We start from the raw sequence: 22,812 nt of genomic DNA on the forward strand, positions 1-22,812 counted from the left end.
CCGGTGCCGCCCTGTCCCGGGGGACCGCGTCGGGACGCCTAGGTCTGCACGAGGGTGCGCAGGGTGGCGTCCGCCTCCGACGACACGGGGTCGTCCAGGTCGCCGATGAACACGACATGGGCCTCGCGGGCCGGGTTGGAGTCGAGCTCGGCGAGGACGGTCCGGAAGGCCGCGAGGTTCGGGTGGTCCATCGAGGTGCACGCCTCGGCCGGGCGCAAGGTCTCGACCGCCGCCTCGAGCTGCGAGCGCGACAGCGGGTACGTCGCCGTGCCGTGTGCGTGCCCGACGATCTTGGCCAGGACGACCGCCGGGAGGCCGTGCGTCCCGCCGGGCGAGTTCACGTGCGGGAACTCCAGCTCGGGCGAGCTGGACGCGGGGCTGATGCCCACGCCATACGCGACGGGCGCCTGCCAGCCCTCGATGGTGGAGGCGAGGGCGTCCTTGATCGCGGCAAGGCCTTCGGGGGTGCTCCAGTTGGCGGTCATCGCCCCATCCTGACAGCCGAGGGGAACGCATCGCGGTAGGAGCGGAGTTCGAGGGAGCCGTTTTCGACGGAGGTCGCCGCGAGGGACCGCCTGCGCGACCGCGCGGGTGACGCAGTCGCCGGCGGCCACCATGAGCGCGTGCAGTGCCGGCAGGTCGGGTGCGGCCCGATCACCGGTGGCGAGCGCGAACAGCGTGTCGCCGTCGAGGAGGGTGTGCACCGGGTGGATCGCCCGGGCCAGGCCGTCGTGGCCGAGACCGGCGACCTTCTGGCAGTGCGCCTTGGTGAGCGTGGCGTCGGTGGCGATGACGCCGATCGTCGTGGCGGTGCCGGGCCGGACCGGCTGCCCCTCGTATGCCGCCGCGGCGCGTTCGCGAGCCGCCTCCAGCTCCGCACCGCCCGGGACCCCGACGTGGTCGAACTCCCCTGCCAGGCCGAAGGCGACCGCATGGAGCGAGCCGTCCACGTCGTCGACGGCGGACCCGATCGCGTTCACCGCGACGAGGGCGGCGACCGTGGTCCCGTCGTCGAGCACCGCACTGGCAGAACCGATCCCGCCCTTGAGGCCACCGACCTTCGCCCCGGTCCCCGCGCCCACGCACCCCTGCTCCACCGCATCGTCCGAGGCCGTGTCGAAGGCGGCCTCCCCGTCAGCGGCACCCGGCGCGTTGCCGAACTCGCCTCCGCGACCGAGGTCGAACAGCACCGCTCCCGGCACGATCGGCACGACCTGCCCGGGCTCGCCCATCGGCCAACCCAGCCCGGCGGCATACAGGCGTCGCACCACGCCGTCGGCGGCGGCGAGGCCGAAGGCACTGCCGCCGGTCAGCACCACGGCGTTGACCCGGTCGACGAGGTTGCGGGGGTCGAGCAGGTCGGTCTCGCGGGTGCCGGGGGCACCGCCGCGGACGTCCACGCCGGCGACCGCACCGGCGGGTGGGGCGAGGACGACGGTGGTGCCGGTGAGCCAGCCGGGCTCGGTGCGGGTCGCGTGGCCGACGCGGATCCCCGGGACGTCGGTCAGGGAGTTGGTCGGGCCGGGGCGCACGGCTCAGTCCTGCGAGGCGTCGATGACGCAGAAGCGGTGGCCGTCGGGGTCCTCGAGGACGACGAAGTCATGCTCCTCGTCGGGGTAGGGCCAGTCCTCGACACGGCGGGCACCGAGGGCGACCAGCCGCTCCACCTCGGCGCCCTGGTCGCGGGCGTAGAGGTCGAGGTGGATCTCGGGGAACCGCGCAGGGTCGGCGCCGACACCGTCGAGGGAGAGGTTGGGGCCGTCGCCCTCGCGCGGCTGGAGGATGACCCAGTCGGGCTCGGGCTCGTACCGCGGCACGTAGTCGAGCGCGGGCGCCCAGAACGCCATCGACCTCGGGACGTCGGCCACCTGGATGACGATCGAGCCGATCCGCAGACCGGGTGCGGCGTCGGTCACGACAGCTCCAGGTGGTGGGCGGCGTCGTGCGGGACGAACCCGACGCGCTCGACCATCGGACGGGTGAACCTCCCAGCCGTCATCCGCACCTCGGCCAGGCCCTCGCCCCGCGACCACTCGACAGCGGCGCGCAGGAGGAACTCCCCCACGCTGATCCCGCGATGGGTGGGGCGGACGAAGAACGTGTCGACGAGGAGGATCCCGGCGGTGTCGCGGCGACCCGGCCACGGCAGGGCAGGGACGACCGCGGCCTGGAGGTACCCGGCGTGCTGGTCACCGACCTCGGCGATCCACGCGGGACGGGTGCGCACCTGCGTCGACCAGGCGCGGGCGAACCGGTCGAGGAAGCCGGGCTCGGGGGCGCCGCCGCGGTGCAGGGCGCACTGCAGCGTCAGGCCGGCGACGACCAGCGCGTCGTCGGGTCCGGCGGGTCGCGTGCGCACGTCGGTCACGGCGGCAGTCAAGCACGCGTGAGCGGCATGGCGCGCGAGAAGCCCGCGAGGCGCCATCCGTGGCCTCCCGACACAGCGACGCCCGTCCAGTCGATTCTGGACGGGCGTGGCTGTGTCTGGGGGGGTCCGGCTACAGCTGGATGCCGAGCCGTCGGGCGCTGCGGGCCCGCTGGCGCGAGGCGCGCAGCCGGCGCAGTCGCTTGATGAGCATCGGGTCGGCCTCGAGCGCGGCGTCGGAGTCGATGAGGGCGTTGAGCACCTGGTAGTAGCGGGTGGCGCTCATGTCGAAGAGCTCCTTGATGGCCTGCTCCTTGGCCCCGGCGTACTTCCACCACTGCCGCTCGAAGGCGATGATCTCGCGGTCGCGCTCGCTCAGTCCGGCGGCGGCGCTGACGTGATCCTGCTCGTGTGCGGCGTTCACTCTCGACCCTTCGTAACGGTGCCTTGCAGGGGCAACTATACGGAGGGAATCACACGCTTGTCATTCTGTTCGGCGAGCCGTGCCCGGCGACTTTCCGTGCTCAGTCACACCCGTCACACGCACCTCATCCGTGCTGGCGGGCAGGGCGATGAGCCCCTCAGGCCATGGTGTCGAGGATGGCGGTGATGTCGTCCTCGGAGGTCTTCGGGTTGACGATCGCGAACCGGGTGAGCGTCTCGCCGTCGTGCGAGGTCGGCACGACGAAGGCGAACTCGTCCTCGAGCAGCTTGTCCGACCACTGCTGGTAGTCGGCCGGCGACCACCCGATCCGACGGAAGACCACGACCGACAGGTCCGGCTCGCGGACGACCTCGACGTAGTCGCGGCGACCGATCTCCTCCGCGGCGAACCGTGTCACGGCGAGGGTCCGCTCGACCGCCTCGGTGTAGGCCTTGGTGCCGTGGGTGGCGAGGCTGAACCAGAACGGCAGGCCACGGGCCCGACGGGTCAGCCCGACCGAGTAGTCGGTGGGGTTCCAGTCGGGCGCCTCGGTGAGGACGTCGAGGTAGGAGGCGTGCTGGGTGTGCGCGGCCCGGGCCAGCGCAGGCTCGCGGTAGAGCAGGGCGCAGCAGTCGAATGGCGCGAACAGCCACTTGTGCGGGTCCACGATGAACGAGTCGGCGTGCTCGATCCCGGCGTACAGGTGGCGCACCGAGGGCGCAGCCAGCCCCGCGCCGCCGTAGGCGCCGTCGACGTGGAACCAGATCCCGAACTCCTGGCACACCGCCGCGACGGACTCCAGGTCGTCGACGATCCCGAAGTTCGTCGTCCCCGAGGTGGCGACGACGGCGAAGAAGGTCTCCGGGCCGTGCTCGAGCAGCACGTCGCGCAGGGCCGGACCGGTGAGGCGACCCATGTCGTCGACCTCGACGCCCACGAACTCGGCGTCCATGACGTCGCACGCCGACTGGATCGAGGAGTGGGCGCCGTGGGTCGCGGCCACGCGCCAAGGGCGGGCGCCGGGACCGCGGCGTCCCTGCTGGGTCGCCTCCATGCGAGCGGTATGGCGTGCCGCCACGAGCGCGGACAGGTTGCCGATCGTGCCGCCGGGCACGAAGACGCCGCCGGCCTGCTCGGGCAGGCCGACGAGGTCGGCGATCCAGCGCAGGGCCTGGTTCTCGGCGTAGACGGCGCCGGCGCCCTCGAGCCACGAGCCGCCGTAGATCGACGAGGCACCGACCACGAGGTCGAACATGGCCGACGCCTCGGTGGGCGCGCACGGGATGAACGACAGGTAGCGCGGGTGGTCGGTCGAGATGCACGCCGGCGCGAGGTCCTCCTCGAACAGCTTGAGCGCCGCGAGGCCGCCGATGCCGTCCGGGGTGATGGTCATCCCCGCCGCGGCGTCGAGCTCGGCCAGGGTCCGCGGCCCGTCGAGCGGGACCGGGTCGAGCTTCAACCGGTCTGCGGAGTAGGCGAGGATCGCGTCGCCGAGGATCTCTAGCTGCTGGTCGCTGTAGCCGTGCACGCGGCGAGTCTAGGGCCGCGCGGACCCGAGCAGCTCAGCCCTCAGGCCGACCGCGTCGTCGACCACGGCCAGCGGCCCGGCGGCCTCGAGCGCCGACCGGTGACCAGCCCCCCAGGTGACGCCCAGCGCCCCCATGCCCGCAGCCCGCGCCGCCTGCACGTCCACCGTCGCGTCGCCGACGTACACACAGTCGGAGGGCGCGGCACCGAGCCGCTGCGCGGCATGCAGGAGGGGCGCGGGGTCCGGCTTGTGCAAGGGGGTCGCCTCCATGCCGGCGAGCACGTCGATCCGGTCGGCGAGACCGACGGCACGCAGGCCGAGCTCGACGGTCGACGCCTTCTTCGAGGAGACCACCCCCGTGCGGGCCCCGGCGGCGTGGAGGTCGTCGAGGAGCTCGGGGATGCCGTCGACGGTGCGGATCAGGTCGTCGTGGTTGGCGAGGTTCCAGGTGCGGTAGACGCTGGTGAGCTCCTCGCCCCGACCGGGGTACCGCTCCTCGAGCACCGGCTGCAGCGGGCGACCGATCCACGACCGCACCTCGTCGTCATGGGCCGACTCACCGAGCACGGCGGTGAGGGCGTGACGGTAGGACGCCATGATCAGCGGGATGGTGTCGGCGAGGGTGCCGTCGAAGTCGAACAGCACGACCGGCCAGCGCAGTGAGGTCACCCGACCACCCTAGGCAGGCCGAGCCGGCGCGACCCGACCCGCCCCGAGCCGCGCCACCCGTGCCGACCGGCCGACCACACTCCTGCCTCAGCAGTCGGTGTCGAGCATGCCCTCCACGGCGGCCTTCTCGGCGCTGTCGACGTCGAGGTCCCAGTAGTACTTCACGTTGATCCACTCGCGGACGTACTCGCAGCGCCACGCGGTGCTCGGCGGCTGCCACTCGGCGGGGTCCTGGTCGCTCTTGCTGCGGTTGCTCGACGCCGAGACGGCGATGAGCTGCGGGCGGACGAGGTCGTTGGCGAAGTCCTTGCGCTGGGTCGAGGTCCAGCTGCTCGCGCCCGACCCCCAGGCCTCGGCGAGCGGGATGACGTGGTCGATGTCGAACGTCGACGGGTCGGTCGTCTTCACCCCGTCGTAGACGCTGGTCCAAGTCCCCGTCGACTTGCACGCCGAGTCGGTCGACGTGATGACGCCGTCGCGCTTGAGGACGGTCTCGCGGGTGTCGCAGTTCGGGGTGATGGTGATCCAGTGCGTGAACAGCGTGCGGTCGTAGCCGGTGTTGTTCTCGGCCCTGACGGTCAGGGTCGCCAGCTGGTCACGCGAGTCGGCGACCGAGGGGGCAGGCGGGGGCAGGGCCGAGGCGGCAGAGGCGGCGACGGGGAGGGCTGCGAGGGCGAGGACCGAGGCGGCAGCAGCACGGACCAGCGAGGAGGGGGAGGTCATGCCAGCGAGACTGCCCAAACCCGTTGCGGCGTGGGCAACTCCGAGCCCAGCACGAGGTCGGGATTCGGTGCGGGTTCGGCAAGGCCCGGGTCAACTGTGCCGGTCCGGGACGGCAGGGCTACGTTTCTGGGTATGCCGCCTGCTGCCCTCCCCGAGCTCGTCCACCCCTCGTGGGCGCAGGCCCTCGAGCCGGTCGCGGACACCGTGACGGCGATGGGTGAGTTCCTGCGTGCGGAGGTCGCCGCCGGCCGGGGCTACCTTCCGAGCGGGGACAAGGTGCTGCGGGCGTTCGAGCGACCGCTCGACGAGGTCCGCGTCCTGATCGTCGGCCAGGACCCCTACCCGACCCCGGGCCACGCCGTGGGGCTGTCGTTCTCCGTCGCCCCCGACGTGCGACCCGTGCCGCGCAGCCTGGCGAACATCTACACCGAGCTCGAGTCCGACCTGGGCCTCCCGCGTCCGACGGACGGCGACCTGTCGCCGTGGGCCGACCGGGGCGTCCTGCTGCTCAACCGCGTCCTCACGGTGCACCCCGGCAAGCCGGCCAGCCACCGCGGCAAGGGCTGGGAGACCGTGACGGCCCAGGCCATCTCCGCCCTGGTCTCCCGCGGCGGCCCGCTCGTCGCGATCCTCTGGGGCCGCGACGCCCGCAACCTCGTGCCCCACCTCGGCGACGTCCCGTCGATCGAGAGCGCCCACCCCTCCCCCCTGTCGGCCCACTCGGGCTTCTTCGGCTCGCGGCCGTTCAGCCGCGCCAACGAGCTCCTGGCCCAGCAGGGCGCCGACCCGATCGACTGGAGCCTGACGTGACCGACCCTTCCTCCTCCGCCGAGACGTCCGGGCACCCCGAGCTGCCGGACAACGTGACCCAGCTGCCCGAGAGCGGGGGCAAGGTCTGGCACCGCTACGTCGCGATCGGTGACTCGTTCACCGAGGGCATGTCCGACGCCGACCCCTCGCGGGACGACCTCTACGTCGGTTGGGCCGACCGGCTCGCGAGCCACCTCGCCGACATCGCCCACGAGGCCGGGGGCGAGTTCGCCTACGCGAACCTCGCCGTTCGCGGTCGGCTTCTCGCCGACGTCATCGGGCCCCAGCTCGACGCCGCCCTGGCGCTGCGACCCGACCTCGTCTCCATGGTCGGCGGCGGCAACGACATCCTGCGCCCGAAGGCCGACCTCGACGCCATCGCCGACCGTCTCGAGGCTGCCGTCGTCCGGCTGCGCGAGGCAGGGAGCGACGTCCTCCTGGCCACCCCCACCGACCCGTCGGGCGCCCCCCTGCTGCGCCACCTGCGCGGACGGCACGCGATCCACTCGGCCAACATCTTCAGCATCGCCCAGCAGCATGGCTGCTACGTCATCAACCAGTGGGGAATGGACGCGCTCAAGGACTTCAGGCTCTGGGCCGACGACCGGATCCACATGACCAGCGAGGGACACCGGCGGGTCGCCCTCAACGCCTTGTCGGCCCTGGGCCACGACACCGACCGGGCCGACTGGAGCACGCCCCTGCCGCCGTTGCCGACGCCGGGGCGCCGCGAGGCGACCGCCGCGAACGCCGCCTGGGCGAAGACCCACCTCGCCCCCTGGGTGCAGCGCCGCCTGCGTGGGGAGTCCTCCGGCGACGCGGTGACCGCCAAGCGACCCGAGCTCACGCCCGTCGAGCCGGCCCGGCGCCGTACCTGACCCGCTCCGTGCCCGTGGACGACCTCGGCGATGCAGGTAGTAGGACGTCCTACTACTACCCTTGACCCATGCCAGCCACCCGCTTGATGCCCTCCGAGGAGGGTCAGGACCTCATCGACCTGACCCGCGAGATCTGCGCCAAGGAGCTCGCGCCCGTCGTCGACGAGGCGGAGCGGGACGCTGCCACCACCCCGAAGCTCCCCCTCGAGGCGTTCCGGGTGCTGGGCCGCGCGGGCCTGCTGTCCCTCCCGTACCCCGAGGAGTTCGGCGGCGCCGAGCAGCCGTACGAGGTGTACCTCCAGGTCGTCGAGGAGATCGCGTCGGTCTGGATGAGCGTCGCCGTGGGCGTGTCGGTGCACGGCCTCACCTGCTACCCGGTCGCCACCTTCGGCACCGACGAGCAGAAGAAGCGCCTGCTGCCCGACATGCTCTCCGGCGACCAGCTCGGCGCCTACTGCCTCTCCGAGCGCAGCGCCGGCTCCGACGTAGCCGCGATGACCACCCGAGCGGTCGCGGACGACGAGACCGACCCCACGAGCTACCGACTCAAGGGCACCAAGGCCTGGATCTCGCACGCCGGCCACGCGGACTTCTACACGTCGTTCGTGCGCACCTCCGATGACGGCGGCCGCGGGCTGTCCTGCTTGGTCGTCCCCGGTGACGCCCAGGGCCTGGAGTTCGGCACCCCCGAGAAGAAGATGGGCCTGCACTGCGACACCGTGAGCGAGGTGCACTTCGAGGGCGTCGACGTCGCGGCCGACCGCCTCGTCGGCGAGCGCGGCCAGGGCATGGCGATCGCCCTCTCGGCGCTCGACTCCGGTCGGCTCGGGATCGCCGCTGCCGCCACGGGTCTCGCGCAGGCAGCCCTCGACCGTGCGGTCGACTACGCCAAGGACCGTCAGCAGTTCGGCCGCCCGATCGGTGACAACCAAGGATTGGCGTTCCTGCTCGCCGACATGGAGGCCGCGGTCACGTCGGCCCGCGCGTCCTACCTGCACGCAGCCCGGCTCAAGGATGCCGGACGGCCGTTCGGCAAGGAGGCCGCCGTGGCCAAGCTGGTCGCCACCGACAACGCCATGCGCGTCACCACCGATGCAGTGCAGGTCCTCGGCGGCGCCGGGTACACCCAGGACTTCCCGCTCGAGCGCTACATGCGCGAGGCCAAGGTGACCCAGATCTTCGAAGGCACCAACCAGATCCAGCGGCTCGTCATCAGCCGCCAGCTGCTCCGCGGCTGACCTGCTCGCCCTGACACCTCCCCCACCGAAAGGCCGAATCCCCTTGCAGATCAACGACTCCACCGTCGCGCTCATCACCGGCGGCGCCTCTGGCCTCGGTGGCGCCACCGTCCGGCGCCTGCACGCCGAGGGCGCTGCCGTGGTCATCGTCGACCTCCCGTCCTCCCCCGGTCAGGCCCTGGCCGAGGAGCTCGGCGACATGGCGCAGTTCGTGCCCGCCGACGTCCGCGACGAGGCCCAGGTGCAGGCGGCGATCGACGCCGCCGGCGAGCTCGGGACGCTGCGCATCGTGGTCAACTGCGCGGGTGTGGCCACCCCCGGCCGCGTCGTGGGCAAGCGAGGCCCGCTCGGTCTCGAGGACTTCGCGAACGTCGTCAACATCAACCTCATCGGCACCTTCAACGTGCTGCGTCTCGCCGCCGCCGCGATGCTGACCAACGAGCCGGTCGACGGCGACCGCGGCGTCATCGTCATGACCGCCTCCATCGCCGCCTACGACGGCCAGATCGGCCAGGCCGCGTACGCAGCGAGCAAGGGTGGCGTCGTCGGCCTCACCCTCAGCGCGGCGCGCGACCTCGCCGACAAGGCGATCCGCGTGGTCACCGTGGCGCCCGGCACCTTCGAGACCCCGATGCTCTCCGGGCTGCCCGGCGAGGTCAAGGAGGTCCTGGAGAAGCAGGTGCCGCACCCCTCGCGCCTGGGCAAGCCGGCCGAGTACGCCAATCTCGTGGCGCACATCGTCGACAACTCGATGCTGAACGGCGAGGTCATCCGCCTCGACGGCGCACTGCGGATGCCCCCGCGCTGATCCGTTGGATTGATCCGGCGGGCTGATTCGTCGTGACCGATGCCTGACGTCGGCCGCCCTCACCACCGCTGCTGCCCCGTTCGAGTGCCCTGCACTCAGCGGGGCAGCGCGCGTTCCTCGGTGACGCTGTTGCCTCCGTCGACGACCAGCACCTGGCCTGTCGTGTAGCCGGCGCCGGGGCTCGCGAGGAAGGCGATCGCCGCGGCGACCTCGTCGGCCGTGCCGGACCGTCCACCGGGAGTGACCAGTCCCTCGGCCACCTCGTCGTCGGTCTGCGAGCCGGTCGCGATCCAGCCCGGCGCCACGGCGTTCACCGTCACCCCGTGACGCGCCTCGTCGACCGCGAGCGCACGGGTGAGGCCGACCATCCCGGCCTTCGCGGCGGCATACGCCACCTCTCCACGCATGCCCATCACGGCGCCGGTGACGCTCGAGACCATGACCACCCGCCCGGAGCCGCTGAGCCGCAGGTGCGGCAGGGCAGCCCTGGTGACGAGGAACGCCGTGTCGAGGTTGCGGCGCAAGGACTCCGACCACCGCTCGGGGGTCGTCGCGGTGAGGTCGCCCTCGAGGTAGTCGGGCTGGCTCGTGGAGACCATGCCAGCGTTGTTGACGAGGATGTCGAGCCGCCCGCCCCACTCCGCTGCGGCATCGACGAGGTCGGCCACGACCTCCGGGTCGGTCAGGTCGCCCACGAGGCCGAGGGCCTCCACCCCGTCGTCCTCGAGCTCTCGCGCCCGCTCCTTGATGCGGCTCGACGTCGCGGCGAGAACCACGCCTGCACCCAGGGCGCCGAGGTGGCGGGCGGTCGCGAAACCGATGCCGCTCGGGCTGCCTGCCCCGGTGACGAGCGCGGTGCGGCCGGTGAGGTCGAGGGAGGCGGGGAGCGGCATGCCCGCAGTCTGCCCCACCGCGACCGGGCGGCGTCAGGACCTTCGGTACTCCACCTCGACAGGGTGGGGCGGGAACTCCGACGGCTGGCTCACGCCGGTCGGGACCCATCCGTGGCGCTCGTATAGGCGTCGCGCACGGTGGTTCTGCTCCAGGCACCACAACCGGGTGGCCGTGGACGCGGCGAGGAGACTCGCGGCCAGGCCGCTGCCCCAGAGGTCGGGGCGCACCGCGAGGTGCCGCAGCCGGGCGCCGTGGTCGAAGGCCACGAAGCACGTCAGACCCTGCGCGTCGGTGCCCACGAGGGTGGTCGTCGCCGGGTCGGCGAGGACTGCCTCCCAGCGGGCCAGGACGTCGGCGTCGGGGTACGGGAACTGCGACGGCGGGTAGATGTGGGACAAAGCGATGAGGTTCGCAGCCTTCTCGAGCTCTTTGAGCGCCAACGCATCCGGGCCCTTAGCCGGTCGGAGCACCGCGCTGTTCGCAAGACCTGTCACGCGGCCATGGTGCCACCCCCGGACAGCCGTGACAGGCCAGGAGAGCAGTCGTGTCGGGTGCGTGACGGGGCATGGAAGGACCCGGCCAACTCATACTTGGCCGGGTCGGTTCCTGTCTAACAGCGCCACGGGCGCACCCCGGTCACCGACACGCGACGATCGCGTGAACAGTGACCGGCGGCGCGGATCGAAGGGTCAGACCGAGGCGGCGAACGCGTTCTCGAGGATGTCGAGGCCCTCGGAGAGCAGGTCGTCGCCGGAGGACAGCGGCGGCAGGAAGCGGAAGACGTTGCCGAAGGTGCCGCAGGTCAGGGTGACGAGGCCCTCGGCGTGGCAGGCCTTGTTGATCCGGCCAGTGAGGTCGGCATCCGGCGTCTTCTTGTCCAGGTCGCTCACGAGCTCGACGGCGAGCATGGCTCCGCGTCCACGGATGTCGCCGATCACGCCGTACTTGTCGGCGAGTGCCTCGAGACGAGGACGGAACATCGCCTCCACGGCCTTGGCGCGACCCCGGAGGTCGTCCTCCTTCATCGTCTCGATCGAGGCCAGGGCCGCAGCGCAGGCGACGGGGTTGCCCCCGTAGGTGCCGCCGAGTCCGCCGACGTGGATGGCGTCCATGACGTCCGCGCGCCCGGTCAGGGCCGCGAGCGGCATACCGCCCGCGATGCCCTTGGCCGTGGTGATGAGGTCGGGGACCACGTCCTCGTGCTCGGAGGCGAACCAGTCACCGGTGCGGCAGAACCCGGTCTGGACCTCGTCGGCGATGAACAGGATGCCGTTCTCGGTGCACCAGTCGGAGACCTTCTTGACGAACCCGGGAGCCGGGACGATGAACCCGCCCTCGCCCTGGATCGGCTCGAGGATGACGGCCGCGGTGTTGTCCTCGCCGACCTGGGCGTGGACATCGGCGACGAAGGCCTCGAACGCCTCGTCGGCACAGGCCTCCGGGCCGGTGGGCCAGCGGTAGGGGTAGGCCATCTGCACGCGGTAGATCTCGCTGGCGAACGGCCCGAAGCGGTGCTTGTAGGGCATGTTCTTGGCGGTCAGGCCCATCGTGAGGTTGGTGCGACCGTGGTAGGCGTGGTCGAAGGCGACGACGCCCTGGCGACCGGTGAAGTGACGGGCGACCTTGACGGCGTTCTCGACGGCCTCGGAGCCGGAGTTGAACAGCGCTGACCGCTTCTCGTGGGTGCCGGGGGTGAGCTCGGCGAGTGCCTCCGCGACGAGGACGTACTCCTCGTACGGCGTCACCATGAAGCAGGTGTGGGTGAAGTCGTTGATCTGCTTGGTGACCGCGTCGATCACCCGCTGGTTGCCGTTGCCGACGGTGGTGACGGCGATGCCCGAGCCGAAGTCGATGAGCTGGTTGCCGTCGACGTCGCGCAGGATGCCACCGGCGGCCTGCTCGATGTAGACGGGGAGCCCGGTGCCGACGCCGGCGGAGACCGCAGCGGTCTTGCGCTGCTGAAGGGCCTGGGACTTCGGGCCGGGGATGCTGGTGGTGAGGACGCGCTTCTGCTCGAGCATGGAGCGAGCATACGACCGCCCCCAGGGGATCGACAGGCGACGTCCGACCGGCCCCGACAAGCCCGCCCGGGTGACGTCGCGTCGCACCGGCCCTAGGTTGGCTGCATGGCACCCAAGGCGACGTCGCCCGCGATCGAGGTCGAGGTGGGCGAGCGCGACGTGCGCATCTCCAACCCCGAGCGGGTGTACTTCCCCGAACGGGGCGAGACCAAGCTCGACCTGGTCAACTACTACCTGTCCGTGGGCGACGGGATCGTCAACGCCCTGCGCGAGCGGCCCTGCATGATGCACCGGTTCCCCGAGGGCGTGGCCGGCGAGAAGGTGCACCAGAAGCGGGTCCCGCACGGCGCTCCACCGTGGCTGGAGACCGTGCGGGTGAAGTTCCCCCGCTACAACCGCACGGCCGACGAGCTGTGCGTCACCGAGCTGGCGCACGTCATCTGGGCCGTGCAGATGTCCACCGTCGAGTTCCACCCGTGGAACAGCCGTCGCGCACACGTCGAGAAGCCGGACGAGTGGCGGATCGACCTCGACCCGGGGCCGGAGTGCTCCTGGGACCGCGTCCAGCGCGTGACGCACGTCGTGCACGAGGTGCTCGACGAGATCGGCGCCGTCGGCTGGCCCAAGACCAGCGGCGGCTCGGGACTCCACGTCTACGTCCGGATCGATCCCCAGTGGGGGTTCAAGGACGTACGGCGCGCAGCCCTCGCCTTCGCCCGCGAGGTGGAGCGTCGCGCTCCCGAGGACGTCACGACGACGTGGTGGCGCAAGGACCGTGACCCCGCGGCGCTGTTCGTCGACTACAACCAGAACGCGCGCGACCACACCATCGCCAGCGCGTACTCGGTGCGGGGCAACGCCCGCGGCACGGTGTCGACCCCGATCCGGTGGGACGAGGTCGACGACGTGACCCCCGACGACTTCACCATCGCCACCGTCCCGGCGCGCTACGCCGACCTCGGCGACCTGCACGCCGGCATCGACGAGGCGGTCTTCGAGATCGACCAGCTGGTCGAGTGGGCCGAGCGCGACGAGCGAGACGGGGCCCAGGACCCACCGGAGACCGCAGACGCGGACTGAATTGCTCGCCATACCCGCACCTGCGGACCTAGAGTGGGCCGCATGCCGCAGCTACGGATCAAGGATGCCGCCACCTTTCTTGGGGTGAGCGATGACACCGTGCGCCGCTGGGTCGACAGCGGCGCCCTCGTCGCCGAGACCGACGAGGCCGGGCGCAAGGTCGTCGACGGCTACCAGGTGGCCCTGCTGGCCCGCGACCAGGCGCACACCGCGACCGATCCGTCCACGGTGGGCCGGTCGGCGCGCAACCGCTTCGTCGGACTCGTCACCGACATCAAGACCGACACGGTGATGGCCCAGGTCGAGCTGCAGTGCGGACCGTTCCGCGTCGTCTCGCTGATGAGCAGCGAGGCCGTCCGCGACCTCGGTCTCGAGCTCGGTTCGGTCGCCATCGCCGTCGTGAAGTCCACCACCGTCATCGTCGAGACCCCGCAGGGAGCATCATGATCCGCCGCCTCCGCCCCACCCGTCTGGCCCTCGCGGTCACCGCGCTCACCCTCGGCACCGTCGCCTGTGGCAGCGGGGCAGGCGACTCGGCCGGTGGGTCCGCGTCGAGCTCTGCGTCGCAGGCCTCGGGCGGGGCCTCGGGCTCGGGCAACGGACTCTCGGGTGAGATCACGGTCTTCGCCGCGGCGTCGCTCAAGAAGACGTTCACCCAGATCGGCGCCGACCTCGAGAAGGCGAACCCCGGGACGAGCGTGAAGTTCAGCTTCGCCGGGTCCTCGGACCTCGTCGCCCAGATCCAGCAGGGCGCCCCCGCCGACGTGTTCGCCTCGGCGGACACGAAGAACATGGACAAGGTGACCGCCGAGTCGCTCACCTCCGCCGACCCCGTCGTGTTCGCCTCGAACACCCTCGAGATCGCCGTGCCCCCCGGCAACCCCGCGAAGATCACCTCGTTCGCCGACCTCACGAAGTCCGGGACCAAGGTCGTGCTCTGCGCGCCGGCCGTCCCGTGCGGTTCGGCCGCGGCGAAGGTCGAGGCGGCTGCCGGCGTCGACATCAAGCCGGTCAGCGAGGAGCAGTCGGTCACCGACGTGCTGGGCAAGGTGACCGCCGGGGAGGCCGACGCGGGCCTCGTCTACGTCACCGACGTCCTGGGCGCCGGCGACACGGTGCAGGGCATCGCCTTCCCGGAGTCGTCCGCCGCCGTGAACTCCTACCCCATCGCCGCCCTCAAGGCCTCGAAGAACGCCGCACTGGCCGAGGCCTTCGTCGAAGCCGTCACCGGTGAGGGCGGGCAGCAGGTCCTCGCCGACGCCGGGTTCGCCAAGGCGCCGTGAGCCCTACCCGATCCCGGGGCACCGGCCGACCTGCCCCGCGCCTGGGGCTGCCCGCCTGGGTGTTCGTGCCTGCGGCCGTGGGCGCCGTGTTCGTCGTCCTGCCCCTGCTCGCGATGCTCACGCGGGTCGAGTGGGCGCAGTTCCCCGATCTGGTGACGTCGGAGTCGTCGCGGGCCGCCCTGCTCCTCAGCCTGCGGACCTCCGCAGCGAGCACCGTCCTGTGCGTCGTGTTCGGGGTGCCGATGGCGGTGGTGCTGGCGCGCACCGAGTTCAGGGGCCAGTCCGTGCTGCGCTCCCTCGTCCTGCTCCCCCTCGTGCTGCCGCCGGTCGTCGGCGGCATCGCCCTGCTCTACACCTTCGGCCGCCGGGGACTGCTCGGCGAGACCATCGAGGTCCTCGGCCTCCAGATCGCCTTCTCCACCACCGCCGTCGTCCTCGCCCAGACCTTCGTGGCGCTGCCCTTCCTCGTCGTGAGCCTGGAGGGGGCCTTGCGAACAGGAGGGCAGCGCTACGAGGAGGTCGCCGCCACGCTGGGCGCCCGTCCCACCACGGTCTTCCTGCGCGTCACGCTGCCTCTCGTCCTGCCCGGCCTGGCGTCGGGTGCGGTGCTGGCCTTCGCCCGCGCCCTGGGCGAGTTCGGCGCGACGATCACCTTCGCCGGGAGCCTGCAAGGCGTCACGCGCACGCTCCCCCTCGAGATCTACCTCCAGCGGGAGTCCGATCCCCAAGCAGCAGTGGCTCTTTCGCTGGTCCTCGTCGTCGTCGCCACCCTCGTCATCACCGTCACCCGTCGTTCCAGGACGGCTCTGTGAGCCTGGACGCGGTCCTGCGCGTGCCCGGTCGCGCCGTCGACCTGGCCCTGCGCGTGGACCAGGGACGGACCCTGGCGCTGCTCGGCGCCAACGGCGCGGGCAAGTCCACGGCCCTCGCCGCGGTCGCTGGGCTCCTGCACCCTGACGAGGGCGAGATCCGCCTCGGCGGTCGGATCCTGTTCTCCGCCAACGGGTCCGGCACCTGGGTGCCACCCCACGCCCGGGGCGTCGCCCTCCTCGCGCAGGAAGCTCGTCTGTTCCCCCACCTGTCCGTCACCGACAACGTCGCCTTCGGTCCGCGCAGTGCCGGTATGCCGCGTCGCGACGCCCGCGCGCGGGCCGCCCACTGGCTCGCCGAGGTGGAGGCGTCGGACCTCGCCGACCGCCGTCCGTCGGCGCTCTCCGGAGGACAGGCCCAACGCGTGGCCATCGCCAGAGCCCTGGCGACCGAACCCGAGCTGCTGCTGCTCGACGAGCCACTGTCGGCACTCGACGTCGAGGCGGCTCCCGCGATCCGTCAGCTGCTGCGTCGGGTGCTGCGGGACCGCACCACGGTGGTCGTCACGCACGACATCCTCGACGCCGTGCTGCTCGCCGACGACGTCGCCGTGCTCGAGTCCGGACGGGTCGTCGAGCAGGGGCCGACGACCCGGGTGCTCTCGAGACCGACCAGCGCCTTCGCTGCGCGGATCGCCGGGCTCAACCTCGTGCGCGGGACCAGCGACCACGCGGGCACCGGCACAGCCGTCCGGACCGCCGAGGGGCTGCGCGTCGAGGGCCTCGCGGACGAGGCACTCACCCCCGGCGACCCCGCGGTGGCCGTCTTCAGCCCCGGAGCCGTCGGCGTCTACCGGGAGGCCCCGCACGGGAGCCCACGCAACGCCCTGCGGGCCACGGTGACCGACCTCGAGCCGCACGGGCACCAGGTCCGGGTCCACACGGCCCACGTGTCCGCGGACATCACGCCGGCCGCGGTGGCCGAGCTCGACCTCGCCATCGGCACCGAGGTCGTCCTCACGGTGAAGGCGAGCGAGGTGGCGGTCTACGCCGCGTGAGCGTCCGGGGCCCTCGACCGACTCGGCGTGCACCATGATCAGGGAATGGCGGAGCAGCGGAGGCGACCCTGCCGGTGGTGGGTTCCGGCACTGGTTCTGTCAGCCACGACCGGACAGCTCGCCGTGGCCACCTTCGCCAGCGGGCTGCCGCAGTTCGAGGGCAAGGCCTTCGGCGCCAGGCTCATCGCCTATCCCCTGCTGATGCTCCTCGTCCCGGCGGTGTGGTGGGCGTCCCACCGCCGGGGTCGACCGGCCGTGCCGTGGGGGGCCTTCGCGCTCGTCATGGCGCCGTTCCTCATCGACGTCACCGGCAACACCCTCGACCTCTACGACTCGGTCACCTGGTGGGACGACGCGAACCACTTCGTCAACTGGGCCCTGCTGTGCGGGGGGCTGGGACTGCTCATGGTGCACCGGGTCCCGTCCACCTGGGTTCGGGTCCTGCTCGTCACCGGGCTCGGTGCCGTGCTCGCCATCGCGTGGGAGCTGGCCGAGTGGTGGACCTTCATCCGTCATGGGACCGAGCTCGGCACCGCCTACACGGACACGCTGGGCGACGAGGCGCTCGGCACGCTGGGTGCGCTGCTGGCGGGCGCGGTGCTCGCCCGCCGGACGGTGCCCCTCAACCCCGGTGCGGGAGCTCCTGGAGGACCCAGCGGTTCCCGTCGGGGTCGCTGAAGTTCACGAAGCGACCCCAGGCGAGCTGCTCGACGGGGGTGCACTCGATGCCGCGGTCGGCGAGGTACGCGTGGGCGGCATCGGCGTCCTCGACGACGACCTGGATGTACTGCGCCTGCCCGTCCGGCAGCATGCCCAGACCGGTGCCGAAGCAGAAGGAGCAGGCCGAACCCGGCGGGGTCACCTGGACGAAGCGCAGGTCGTCACTCGGCGAACCGTCCTGCTCGGCCACCCAGCCCAGCCGGGCGTAGAAGTCCTTGGCCCGGTCGACGTCCGACACGGAGATGGGGATGAGCTCGATCTTGAAGTCCATGGTGCGTCCTGTCGCTCGCTGGGCCACGGGGTCTCGTGGTGTCTCCAGCGTAGGAACGCCTCCGGTCAGTTCCTGACCTGTTGCCGGCACGCCACGACCACTAGGGGTTGCGGCGGTGCAGCTCGTCGATGATGACCTGCTCGCGAGCCAGGGCCGCCAGCACCTCGGGATCGTCCACCGAGGAGCCTGCCGCCCGCACGACGTCCTCGAGATGGGCCAGCTCGGCGAGCAGCTGGCGGACGCTCGGCTCACCGGCCTCGACCGGAGCCTCGGTCCCGGTGAGGGGCGTCGGCTCGACCGGACGTACCGACTCCAGGAAATCGGTCATCGGCGGCCTCCTTGCTCGCGGCGAATTGAAGGCTCCGACTGCTTGAAGCCAGATGATCATGAGTCGGTTTGTCCCCACTTGTCAACGCGAACGGCGCCTGACCAGCGACCCCCTCACCACGCGCCGCAGGATCCGGCGGGCGATCCGACGGACCCCCGCGCGACGCCGATCCGGCGACGCGTGCGACCCGGTCGCTGCCGACGGGGACACCTCGGGCCGACGGCGGCAAGCAGGACGGGACGCCATCACCTGGAGGCTGAGGTTGTCCTGCTGCGTCCGGTAGGCGCGGAGCTCGTCGGGTCACTCGGGGCATGGTGACGGCAGCGGGAGGTCCGGGTCTGTCGCCACTCGACGCAAGGCCTTCCACCCGAGCACCTCGAACTCCGCTCGAAGGTCCACCACGACGCCCAGTTGGGTCGCGTGGCGGCCACCTCGTCGAGGACGGCGCTGGTCCCGTCCGTCGAGCCGTCGTCGACGACGACCACCTCGAAGCGGTCCTGCGGCAGCGTCTGGGCGTCGAGCGACCGCACCAGCTCGTGCAGCGCCTCGCCGGTGTTGTACGCCGCCACGACGACGGTGAACGCGAGCTCCGAACCGGCCTCCGTGGAGACGGTGAGCACCGGGTCGAGTGGTCGGGGAGGGTTCCTGGACATCACCCAGAACCTACCGCTGCGCCGGCGACGCAACTTTTTCCGAGACGGACCCATCCGGTCCGGACAGGGCTCCGAATGTGAGGTGGGTCACCCCAGCGTCGGATCCCCGCATCCGGCGTGAGGCCCCACCCAGCGCGGCAGCAACCAGCCGGTCGCGCCCAGCGAAGGAGATCCTCATGTCCGATGCCACTCGGCGAACGTTCCTGGCTGCAGCCGGGACGGGCGCCGCTGCCGCCGCTGCAGCGGTCGCAGCCGCCCCGGGGGCCAGCGCGGCCCCCGCGACCACCACAGCCGCCGGGTCCGCGGCACCGACGGGGCCCCGCCTCGTCGCCTACGTCGACGACCCGAAGTCCGGGCGCCTCACCGTCATGTACGGCGAGGACGAGGTCACCGTCCAGGACGCCGACCTCGTCCGCCGCCTCACCCGAGCAGCAGGGAAGTGACCCATGTCCTCGCACCGTGAAGCCCCAGAGGTCTCCAAGGACCCCGTCGCCGACAACACCGACGTCTACGCCTTCGTCAGCCCCGACCGTCCCGACTCGGTCACGCTGATCGCCAACTTCATCCCGTTCCAGAACCCCCAGGGCGGACCGAACTTCTACGAGTTCGGCGACGACGTCCTCTACGAGATCCACGTCAGCAACCGCGGCGACGCCCGGCCCGACGTCACCTACCAGTTCCGGTTCACGACCAAGATCCGCAACCAGAACACCTTCCTCTACAACGTGGGTCCGATCGGCTCGATCACGGACCCCAACTGGAACCGGCCGCAGTACTACTCGGTGACCCGGGTGGCGCGCGGTGACCGACCGCGGATGCTGGCCAGCAACCTGACCTGCCCGCCGGTCAACATCGGGCCGCGCTCGACGCCGAACTACGCGCGCTTCACCGACCAGGCCGTCCACCCCATCCAGGGGGGACGCAAGGTCTTCGCGGGTCAGCGGTCCGACGGCTTCCACGTCGACCTCGGCAGCATCTTCGACCTGGGGACGCTGCGCCCCTTCCAGATGGCCCACCTCATCCCGTCGGCCACCGCGGCCGGCGTCAACGGCACGCAGGGCCTCAACGTCCACAGCATCGCGATCCAGGTCCCGATCCGGGACCTCACCCGCTACCGCGACAAGCCCCGCGACCCCATGGAGCCGCGCTCCGTCATCGGCGTGTGGGCGACGGCCAGCCGCCAGCGCTCCCGCGTCTGGGACTCCGAGAAGGGCAGGTACAGCTGGCAGGGCCCCTGGAGCCAGGTGTCACGCCTGGGCAACCCGCTGTTCAACGAGGTCATCACGCCGATGGCCAAGAAGGACACGTGGAACGCGAAGACTCCCAGCGGGGACAAGGAGTTCGCCAGGTATGTCGCGAAGCCCGAGCTCGCGGGGCTGCTCCCCGTCCTCTACCCGGGCGTCTTCCCGAAGCTGGCGAAGTACACCAAGGACCGGGCCGACCTGCTCGCGATCCTGCTGACGGGCATCCCGAAGGGTGTCGTCCCCGGGTTCCAGAACTACACGGGACCCACCCAGGCCGACATGCTGCGCCTCAACGTGGCCATCCCGCCGACCAAGAACCCCAACCCGATCGGCCTCGTCGCAGGCGACCCCGCCGGCTTCCCCAACGGCCGTCGGATCATCGATGACGTCGTCGCGATCGAGCTGCGGGCCGTGGCCGGTGCCACCATCCCGCTCGTCGACCCGACCTACACGCCCGACGCAGCCAGCGGCGGTCTCAACGACGGGACGACGAACACGAACCTGCCGTACCTCGACTCGTTCCCGTACCTCGGCAACCCTGCCGGTGGGTACCAGACCAAGCCCGGCCAGCCGGCGGCCTGACCCACCCCACCAACCCTGCCCGGGCGGCGGGCTCCTGCCGCCCGGGCAGGCTCCACCTCTGGAGAGCGCCATGCAGAACCTCGAGAACCCGTTCGCCGGCCAGGGGCCGGTCCTGCTCGACATCGGCGGCGACGTCGGCGCCCTCGTCGTCGCCATGCCTGCGGAGGCCGAGGGGCTCGAGGTGGAGATCCGTCCCAGCGGCAGCACCGCCGGGCGAGCGGGCCAGCGCCCCCCGCAGGACCCGGCCCACGACCACGGGCACCAGCACGACCACGACCACGACCACGACCACGACCATCACCACACCCACGACGGTGACGTCCACCATCCGCACGTCGGGGTCGTGGCCCGCCCCGGTGCCGACGGACCGGCGTACTCCTTGGTCTATCCCGAGGTGACCGAGGGCAGCTACGAGCTCGTCCCCATACCGGGCGACACGGTGGTGATGACCGCAGAGGTGAGCGGCGGCGTCGTCACCTACACCGCGTGGCCGACCGACGGACCCACGGCGTAGTCCTGCGCTGGGATCAGGACCGTCGCTCGTCGAGCTCGGTCCAGGGCAGGCCGAGGGAGGACAGGAACTGCCGGACGAAGCTCTCGCGAGCACTCTCGTCCCCGGTCCGGCTCGCGAGCGTGCGGGTGAACCACCGCGCCAGGTCCTCGTCGGACATCCCCGCCTGGCACGACATCGCCCGCAGGACGAGCGACGAGTCCTCCTCGTCGAGACCGAGGGAGGCCATCAGGACGCGGGCCGCGGCAGTGGTGAACCGGTCCTGCGTCAGCAGCAGTGGGTGCTCGAACCCGGCCGCCTCGCCCAGGTCGATGAGGAGCCCGTGCAGGCCCTTGAGCTCGCCGTCGCGGTAGTAGGGCTGGCCGGTGTTGAGGACCAGCCTCGGGACCCCGATCCGGTCCAGGACGCGGTAGGCCGAGGCGAACGGCTCCTCCAGCTCCAGGCGTGCCCAGAAGTGGGCGAAGACGAGCTCACGGTCGTCCGGGTGCACCATGGCAGCGACCTCCTCGGTGGAGAACCACAGCTTCGCCGGCGGCTCGCCGGACCCGTGGAACGCCGGCTGCAGCGTCCACTTCTGCTGGGCGATCCGGTAGCGGTAGGCGCTGACCGACACCGGTTCGCGTGAGGCGGTCACCATGACCCGCTGCCTCGCTCCTCGTCGTTCATGTCCCGCCGCGCGATGGTGTCATTGCGTCTCCCGGGGCCGGCACTCCCGCCCCACCTGCCATCAGCCCATGGCGAGGGACACGACGGACAGGGACCTACGGCCCTGTCCGTCGCGGGTCGTCGGGGTCGTCGGCCTCGCTCGCATCGGAGGTCTCGTCGGGGACGACCACCGTCGTGGGCATCATCCAAGGGTCCGCCCCACCACCGTCCGGGCAGGGACGAGGGTGGGGCGGATCCGTCGGTGGGACCGCGGAGCGCGGGCGGCGGGTGGCGGGAGGTCAGCCCCGGGGGGCGATCTCGCCCATGGGCCCGAACCCCGTCACCTCGTCGGCATCGACGTAGATGATCTGCGGCTGGGCCGAGACGATGTCGGGCATCTCCTGCATGAAGCGGGCGACGTGGTCCTGCGCCATGTGCTCCTTGCCGGCGTCGCCGTCCCGGAACCCCTCGATGCAGACGAACGTGTCGGGCTCGTTGAGGCTCCTGGAGAACTCGAAGAACACGCAGCCGGGCTCTTCGTTGACCGCCTTCGCGTAGAAGGTGGACAGCTCCTCCCACTGCTCGAGCCGGTCCTGGCGGATCGGGAACTTCACGGCGATCAGGATCATGGTCGTCCTCCTTGGGTGGTCGTGTGAACCTGGCTCTTCATGAGTGCGCCGGTGCCGCCGCGGCACCGTCCGGGACGTGCTTACGCCGTCGCCTGCACGGGCCCGGCCGGGGGCTCCGCCACCGGGGCACGACCCGAGATCGCCGTCTGGAGCCGTGCACCCAGCAGCCCGGACGTCCATCCGAGCAGGGCCCCGACCACCAGGGCGATGAGCGTCGGCCAGAACGAGAAGGCGGTGCCGAAGTAGGCGGCCGCGCCGACGAAGGCACCCGGGATGAACGACAACGTCGGCCACGCGGCCTGCAGGCACATCAGGGCGGCGACGATGCCGACGGCGATGGCCAGGGATCCTTCGAACGTCGCGACGCCGATGAACGCGGCCACCAGCCAGCCGTAGACGAGCCCCGACACGTTGGCGGCGAGGCCACGGGTGAAACCGACTCGCCCCGTACCGGCCGCGAAATAGCAGGCCCAGGCGAGGAACCCGACCCAGGTGACGAGCTCGAGGCTCACGCTCACCTGGGTCCACACTGCGGCGAGCACGCCGATCGAGACAGCGATTCCGAGGTAGTTCTTCATGACGGACTCCTTTGTCCGAGTAGTGAAAGGGGCGGCACGGGTCGCGACCTGCACGTGGAGCGA

The 22,812-nt window shown here is 71.5% G+C and carries 29 protein-coding genes; 13 read left to right on the plus strand and 16 right to left on the minus strand.

From position 1 onward, the window contains the following. Positions 1–38 precede the first annotated feature (38 nt). The 7 genes from ABD286_RS12470 to ABD286_RS12500 form a co-directional block, all read right to left on the minus strand. Positions 39–1,532, minus strand: a complete 1,494-nt coding sequence (locus ABD286_RS12470) for a P1 family peptidase (RefSeq protein ID WP_344193886.1) — start codon at positions 1,530–1,532, stop codon at positions 39–41. A gap of 3 nt (positions 1,533–1,535) precedes the next feature. Continuing rightward, complete coding sequence (locus ABD286_RS12475) at positions 1,536–1,916, minus strand: VOC family protein (protein WP_344193888.1); 381 nt, start codon at positions 1,914–1,916, stop codon at positions 1,536–1,538. Further along, on the minus strand, positions 1,913–2,368 hold the full coding sequence (locus tag ABD286_RS12480; protein ID WP_344193890.1) for a GNAT family N-acetyltransferase: 456 nt from the start codon (positions 2,366–2,368) through the stop codon (positions 1,913–1,915). The genes ABD286_RS12475 and ABD286_RS12480 overlap by 4 nt, the downstream gene beginning before the upstream one ends. A gap of 130 nt (positions 2,369–2,498) precedes the next feature. Then, complete coding sequence (gene napA / locus ABD286_RS12485; RefSeq protein WP_344193892.1) at positions 2,499–2,789, minus strand: nucleoid-associated protein NapA; 291 nt, start codon at positions 2,787–2,789, stop codon at positions 2,499–2,501. 157 nt (positions 2,790–2,946) lie between these two features. Then, positions 2,947–4,317 carry a pyridoxal phosphate-dependent decarboxylase family protein gene (locus ABD286_RS12490; protein ID WP_344193894.1) on the minus strand — a complete coding sequence of 457 codons (1,371 nt, stop codon included), beginning with the start codon at positions 4,315–4,317 and terminating at the stop codon, positions 2,947–2,949. Between the two features lie 9 nt (positions 4,318–4,326). After that, positions 4,327–4,986, minus strand: a complete 660-nt coding sequence (locus tag ABD286_RS12495; protein ID WP_344193896.1) for an HAD family hydrolase — start codon at positions 4,984–4,986, stop codon at positions 4,327–4,329. 87 nt (positions 4,987–5,073) lie between these two features. Then, complete coding sequence (locus ABD286_RS12500; protein WP_344193898.1) at positions 5,074–5,709, minus strand: HNH endonuclease family protein; 636 nt, start codon at positions 5,707–5,709, stop codon at positions 5,074–5,076. A gap of 132 nt (positions 5,710–5,841) precedes the next feature. Here ABD286_RS12500 and ABD286_RS12505 point away from each other — a divergent pair, with 132 nt between their 5' ends. The 4 genes from ABD286_RS12505 (at position 5,842) to ABD286_RS12520 (ending at position 9,443) form a co-directional block, all read left to right on the plus strand. After that, positions 5,842–6,519: a uracil-DNA glycosylase gene (locus ABD286_RS12505; RefSeq protein ID WP_344193900.1), complete on the plus strand. Its 678-nt coding sequence runs from the start codon at positions 5,842–5,844 to the stop codon at positions 6,517–6,519. A gap of 53 nt (positions 6,520–6,572) precedes the next feature. After that, on the plus strand, positions 6,573–7,397 hold the full coding sequence (locus ABD286_RS12510) for an SGNH/GDSL hydrolase family protein (RefSeq protein ID WP_344194728.1): 825 nt from the start codon (positions 6,573–6,575) through the stop codon (positions 7,395–7,397). A 68-nt stretch (positions 7,398–7,465) separates the two neighbouring features. Further along, positions 7,466–8,635, plus strand: a complete 1,170-nt coding sequence (locus ABD286_RS12515) for an acyl-CoA dehydrogenase family protein (RefSeq protein WP_344193902.1) — start codon at positions 7,466–7,468, stop codon at positions 8,633–8,635. 43 nt (positions 8,636–8,678) lie between these two features. After that, positions 8,679–9,443 (plus strand): SDR family NAD(P)-dependent oxidoreductase, encoded by a 765-nt coding sequence (locus ABD286_RS12520; RefSeq protein ID WP_344193904.1) that lies wholly within the window; start codon positions 8,679–8,681, stop codon positions 9,441–9,443. 95 nt (positions 9,444–9,538) lie between these two features. On the opposite strand, the gene ABD286_RS12525 is transcribed toward ABD286_RS12520, so the two are convergent. From ABD286_RS12525 to gabT, 3 genes are all read right to left on the minus strand, one after another. Beyond that, positions 9,539–10,336, minus strand: a complete 798-nt coding sequence (locus tag ABD286_RS12525) for an SDR family NAD(P)-dependent oxidoreductase (protein WP_344193906.1) — start codon at positions 10,334–10,336, stop codon at positions 9,539–9,541. Positions 10,337–10,369: 33 nt separating this feature from the next. After that, the gene (locus tag ABD286_RS12530; protein ID WP_344193908.1) at positions 10,370–10,831 is read right to left on the minus strand and encodes a GNAT family N-acetyltransferase; all 462 of its coding nucleotides are present in this window, start codon (positions 10,829–10,831) and stop codon (positions 10,370–10,372) included. A gap of 195 nt (positions 10,832–11,026) precedes the next feature. Then, on the minus strand, positions 11,027–12,358 hold the full coding sequence (gabT, locus tag ABD286_RS12535) for a 4-aminobutyrate--2-oxoglutarate transaminase (protein ID WP_344193910.1): 1,332 nt from the start codon (positions 12,356–12,358) through the stop codon (positions 11,027–11,029). 105 nt (positions 12,359–12,463) lie between these two features. Here gabT and ligD point away from each other — a divergent pair, with 105 nt between their 5' ends. The 6 genes from ligD (at position 12,464) to ABD286_RS12565 (ending at position 17,266) form a co-directional block, all read left to right on the plus strand. After that, a complete protein-coding gene (ligD, locus tag ABD286_RS12540; protein WP_344193912.1) occupies positions 12,464–13,438 on the plus strand; it encodes a non-homologous end-joining DNA ligase in 975 nt (324 codons plus the stop codon). A 42-nt stretch (positions 13,439–13,480) separates the two neighbouring features. Further along, positions 13,481–13,885, plus strand: coding sequence for a TOBE domain-containing protein (locus ABD286_RS12545; protein WP_344193915.1), 405 nt, complete (start codon positions 13,481–13,483; stop codon positions 13,883–13,885). After that, entirely contained in the window at positions 13,882–14,721 is an 840-nt protein-coding gene (modA, locus tag ABD286_RS12550; RefSeq protein WP_425565373.1) for a molybdate ABC transporter substrate-binding protein, read from the plus strand. The genes ABD286_RS12545 and modA overlap by 4 nt, the downstream gene beginning before the upstream one ends. Positions 14,722–14,762: 41 nt before the next feature. After that, positions 14,763–15,533: an ABC transporter permease gene (locus ABD286_RS12555; protein ID WP_425565396.1), complete on the plus strand. Its 771-nt coding sequence runs from the start codon at positions 14,763–14,765 to the stop codon at positions 15,531–15,533. Continuing rightward, positions 15,530–16,588, plus strand: coding sequence for a sulfate/molybdate ABC transporter ATP-binding protein (locus ABD286_RS12560; protein ID WP_344193919.1), 1,059 nt, complete (start codon positions 15,530–15,532; stop codon positions 16,586–16,588). The genes ABD286_RS12555 and ABD286_RS12560 overlap by 4 nt, the downstream gene beginning before the upstream one ends. 123 nt (positions 16,589–16,711) lie before the next feature. Further along, positions 16,712–17,266 carry a DUF2238 domain-containing protein gene (locus tag ABD286_RS12565; protein WP_344193921.1) on the plus strand — a complete coding sequence of 185 codons (555 nt, stop codon included), beginning with the start codon at positions 16,712–16,714 and terminating at the stop codon, positions 17,264–17,266. On the opposite strand, the gene ABD286_RS12570 is transcribed toward ABD286_RS12565, so the two are convergent. From ABD286_RS12570 to ABD286_RS12580, 3 genes are all read right to left on the minus strand, one after another. Continuing rightward, positions 17,211–17,579 (minus strand): VOC family protein, encoded by a 369-nt coding sequence (locus ABD286_RS12570; protein WP_344193923.1) that lies wholly within the window; start codon positions 17,577–17,579, stop codon positions 17,211–17,213. The two genes, ABD286_RS12565 and ABD286_RS12570, sit on opposite strands and share 56 nt — an antisense overlap. 100 nt (positions 17,580–17,679) lie before the next feature. Then, positions 17,680–17,907 carry a hypothetical protein gene (locus ABD286_RS12575; RefSeq protein ID WP_344193925.1) on the minus strand — a complete coding sequence of 76 codons (228 nt, stop codon included), beginning with the start codon at positions 17,905–17,907 and terminating at the stop codon, positions 17,680–17,682. 245 nt (positions 17,908–18,152) lie between these two features. Then, on the minus strand, positions 18,153–18,560 hold the full coding sequence (locus tag ABD286_RS12580) for a glycosyltransferase family 2 protein (protein ID WP_344193927.1): 408 nt from the start codon (positions 18,558–18,560) through the stop codon (positions 18,153–18,155). 176 nt (positions 18,561–18,736) lie between these two features. On the opposite strand from ABD286_RS12580, the gene ABD286_RS12585 reads away from it, so the two are divergent. From ABD286_RS12585 to ABD286_RS12595, 3 genes are all read left to right on the plus strand, one after another. Next, the gene (locus ABD286_RS12585; RefSeq protein WP_344193929.1) at positions 18,737–19,003 is read left to right on the plus strand and encodes a hypothetical protein; all 267 of its coding nucleotides are present in this window, start codon (positions 18,737–18,739) and stop codon (positions 19,001–19,003) included. A 3-nt stretch (positions 19,004–19,006) separates the two neighbouring features. Continuing rightward, positions 19,007–20,386 (plus strand): DUF4331 domain-containing protein, encoded by a 1,380-nt coding sequence (locus ABD286_RS12590; RefSeq protein ID WP_344193931.1) that lies wholly within the window; start codon positions 19,007–19,009, stop codon positions 20,384–20,386. A 70-nt stretch (positions 20,387–20,456) separates the two neighbouring features. Then, positions 20,457–20,900 carry a hypothetical protein gene (locus ABD286_RS12595; protein ID WP_344193933.1) on the plus strand — a complete coding sequence of 148 codons (444 nt, stop codon included), beginning with the start codon at positions 20,457–20,459 and terminating at the stop codon, positions 20,898–20,900. A gap of 13 nt (positions 20,901–20,913) precedes the next feature. Here the strand turns inward: ABD286_RS12595 and ABD286_RS12600 are convergent, their stop codons facing one another. The 3 genes from ABD286_RS12600 to ABD286_RS12610 form a co-directional block, all read right to left on the minus strand. Continuing rightward, positions 20,914–21,534, minus strand: a complete 621-nt coding sequence (locus ABD286_RS12600; RefSeq protein WP_344193935.1) for a PAS domain-containing protein — start codon at positions 21,532–21,534, stop codon at positions 20,914–20,916. 307 nt (positions 21,535–21,841) lie between these two features. Beyond that, complete coding sequence (locus tag ABD286_RS12605; protein ID WP_344193937.1) at positions 21,842–22,171, minus strand: putative quinol monooxygenase; 330 nt, start codon at positions 22,169–22,171, stop codon at positions 21,842–21,844. An 80-nt stretch (positions 22,172–22,251) separates the two neighbouring features. Further along, positions 22,252–22,749 carry a DUF1097 domain-containing protein gene (locus tag ABD286_RS12610; protein ID WP_344193939.1) on the minus strand — a complete coding sequence of 166 codons (498 nt, stop codon included), beginning with the start codon at positions 22,747–22,749 and terminating at the stop codon, positions 22,252–22,254. Positions 22,750–22,812 lie beyond the last annotated feature (63 nt).

The organism is Pedococcus aerophilus (assembly GCF_039532215.1).
Classification (GTDB): domain Bacteria; phylum Actinomycetota; class Actinomycetes; order Actinomycetales; family Dermatophilaceae; genus Pedococcus; species Pedococcus aerophilus.

Bases quoted from the DNA above. Each gene is read 5' to 3' on its own strand.
- ABD286_RS12570 (WP_344193923.1), bottom strand. From the start codon at position 17,579: ATGGACTTCAAGATCGAGCTCATCCCCATCTCCGTGTCGGACGTCGAC.
- ABD286_RS12585 (WP_344193929.1), top strand. From the start codon at position 18,737: ATGTCCGATGCCACTCGGCGAACGTTCCTGGCTGCAGCCGGGACGGGC.
- ABD286_RS12580 (WP_344193927.1), bottom strand. From the start codon at position 18,560: ATGTCCAGGAACCCTCCCCGACCACTCGACCCGGTGCTCACCGTCTCC.
- ABD286_RS12500 (WP_344193898.1), bottom strand. From the start codon at position 5,709: ATGACCTCCCCCTCCTCGCTGGTCCGTGCTGCTGCCGCCTCGGTCCTC.
- ABD286_RS12595 (WP_344193933.1), top strand. From the start codon at position 20,457: ATGCAGAACCTCGAGAACCCGTTCGCCGGCCAGGGGCCGGTCCTGCTC.
- ABD286_RS12590 (WP_344193931.1), top strand. From the start codon at position 19,007: ATGTCCTCGCACCGTGAAGCCCCAGAGGTCTCCAAGGACCCCGTCGCC.
- ABD286_RS12505 (WP_344193900.1), top strand. From the start codon at position 5,842: ATGCCGCCTGCTGCCCTCCCCGAGCTCGTCCACCCCTCGTGGGCGCAG.
- ABD286_RS12515 (WP_344193902.1), top strand. From the start codon at position 7,466: ATGCCAGCCACCCGCTTGATGCCCTCCGAGGAGGGTCAGGACCTCATC.
- gabT (WP_344193910.1), bottom strand. From the start codon at position 12,358: ATGCTCGAGCAGAAGCGCGTCCTCACCACCAGCATCCCCGGCCCGAAG.
- ligD (WP_344193912.1), top strand. From the start codon at position 12,464: ATGGCACCCAAGGCGACGTCGCCCGCGATCGAGGTCGAGGTGGGCGAG.
- ABD286_RS12600 (WP_344193935.1), bottom strand. From the start codon at position 21,534: ATGGTGACCGCCTCACGCGAACCGGTGTCGGTCAGCGCCTACCGCTAC.
- ABD286_RS12610 (WP_344193939.1), bottom strand. From the start codon at position 22,749: ATGAAGAACTACCTCGGAATCGCTGTCTCGATCGGCGTGCTCGCCGCA.
- ABD286_RS12575 (WP_344193925.1), bottom strand. From the start codon at position 17,907: ATGACCGATTTCCTGGAGTCGGTACGTCCGGTCGAGCCGACGCCCCTC.
- ABD286_RS12545 (WP_344193915.1), top strand. From the start codon at position 13,481: ATGCCGCAGCTACGGATCAAGGATGCCGCCACCTTTCTTGGGGTGAGC.
- modA (WP_425565373.1), top strand. From the start codon at position 13,882: ATGATCCGCCGCCTCCGCCCCACCCGTCTGGCCCTCGCGGTCACCGCG.
- ABD286_RS12605 (WP_344193937.1), bottom strand. From the start codon at position 22,171: ATGATCCTGATCGCCGTGAAGTTCCCGATCCGCCAGGACCGGCTCGAG.
- ABD286_RS12525 (WP_344193906.1), bottom strand. From the start codon at position 10,336: ATGCCGCTCCCCGCCTCCCTCGACCTCACCGGCCGCACCGCGCTCGTC.